Annotated in this window: 3 protein-coding genes; 2 read left to right on the forward strand and 1 reads right to left on the reverse strand. The window is 75.3% G+C overall.

From position 1 onward, the window contains the following. Window positions 1–77 precede the first annotated feature (77 nt). Together ACFUMH_RS19055 and ACFUMH_RS19060 are read left to right on the forward strand one after the other, a co-directional pair. Complete coding sequence (locus tag ACFUMH_RS19055; protein ID WP_378209206.1) at window positions 78–413, forward strand: YnfA family protein; 336 nt, start codon at window positions 78–80, stop codon at window positions 411–413. Between the two features lie 116 nt (window positions 414–529). Next, window positions 530–1,288, forward strand: coding sequence for a vitamin K epoxide reductase family protein (locus ACFUMH_RS19060; protein ID WP_378209208.1), 759 nt, complete (start codon window positions 530–532; stop codon window positions 1,286–1,288). On the opposite strand, the gene ACFUMH_RS19065 is transcribed toward ACFUMH_RS19060, so the two are convergent. After that, on the reverse strand, window positions 1,260–1,647 hold a 388-nt coding region (locus ACFUMH_RS19065; RefSeq protein ID WP_378209210.1), incomplete at its 5' end, for a hypothetical protein. The genes ACFUMH_RS19060 and ACFUMH_RS19065 overlap by 29 nt on opposite strands.

Genomic DNA, 1,647 nt, shown 5'->3' on the forward strand with positions numbered 1-1,647 from the left:
GGTGGTGCACCACCCGCACTCGTGACGCATGTACCGCGGTGGTGGACGGGGGCGGGCGGAGGCGGTTGGCTCGCGGCATGACGCTCACCCGCTCGCTCGTCCTGTTCGTCGTCGCCGCGCTGTGCGAGATCGGCGGGGCGTGGCTCGTGTGGCAGGGCGTGCGGGAGCACCGCGGCTGGGCGTGGATCGGCGCCGGTGTGGTGGCGCTCGGGCTGTACGGGTTCGTCGCGACGCTCCAGCCGGACGCGCACTTCGGCCGCATCCTCGCGGCGTACGGCGGCGTGTTCGTCGCCGGGTCGCTGGTGTGGGGGATGGTCGTCGACGGGTTCCGGCCGGACCGCTGGGACGTCGCGGGCGCGCTCGTGTGCCTCGTCGGGGTCGGCCTGATCATGTACGCGCCGCGTCCCGCGTGAGCCGCCACCTGCGGTGACGTCTCACGCCCGGGACGATGGTCTGCCCGGCGCCCAGGTGGGCGTGGCACCATGCAGTCCCGACACGTCCGCCGGTGAGCCGCGCAGGAGGACACACCGTGAAGCAGCCCAGCGCCCCGACGAATCGGACGGCGACGACGCCGCCCGGCCGCGACGTGGACCCCGCGCACGACGACGAGCTGGACGCCGACCTCGAGGGCGACCTCGACGACGACGCGCTCGACCTCCCGCCGCACGACCCGCTCGACGCCGGCCCGGCGCCGCTGCCGTGGCGCCGTCGCACGGCGATCGAGATGGTCGTGTCCGGGCTGATCGGCCTGTACGCGTCGTTCGTGCTGTCGATCGAGGCGGTCGTGCTCGCGGGCGACCCCGACGCGTCGCTGTCGTGCGACCTCAACGCCGTCATCAGCTGCGGCACGGTCGGCCGCTCCTGGCAGGCGAACCTGCTGGGCGAGCACTTCCCGAACGCGTTCCTCGGCATCGCCGCCGAGGCGGTGGTGCTCACGCTCGCGGTCGCGATGATCGGCGGCGTGCGGTTCCCGCGCTGGTTCATGCTCACGGCGCAGGTCGTCTACACGCTCGGCCTGGTGTTCGCGCTCTGGCTGTTCCAGCAGGCGTACACGGTCATCGGCGCGCTGTGCCCGTGGTGCCTCCTCATCACGGTGACGACGACGCTCGTGTGGGCGGGCCTGACGCGCGTCAACGTGCGCGACGGGCACCTGCGCCTGCCCGGTGCGGCCGGCCCGTGGGCGCGCCGCTTCGTCGCCGCGGGCAACGACTGGTTCGTGACCGTCGCGTTCCTCGTGCTCCTCGCGGCGCTCGTCATGCTCAAGTACGGCTGGGCGATCCTGGGCTGAGCCCGTCGGCCGGGCCCGCCGGGCCCGGCCCCAGCGCCCGCACCAGGGGCGCCCACCGCGCCCGGCGCTCGTCCGGCGACTGCTCCCACCAGGGCGTCCCGCGCTCCCCGAGCGCGAGCTTCGCCGCCTGGACGCGGTCGCGGGCGGCGCGCTCGGCGTCCGGGTCGTCCGCCCGCAGGGCGGCGCCCACGGCCCGCCGCGCGCTCATGAGCTCGCGGCGCAGCACGGCGGCGACGTCGGCCGGCATCGCCGGGTCGGTGGCCCGCCAGCGCCGGCCGCGGACGACGACGTAGCGGCCGTCGTCCGTGCGTGCGACGTCGTCCGCCCGGTGCTCCACCACACCGGCAGTTTGCGGCGTG

This window comes from Cellulomonas sp. NPDC057328 (genome assembly GCF_042667215.1).
In the GTDB taxonomy this organism is placed as follows: domain Bacteria; phylum Actinomycetota; class Actinomycetes; order Actinomycetales; family Cellulomonadaceae; genus Cellulomonas.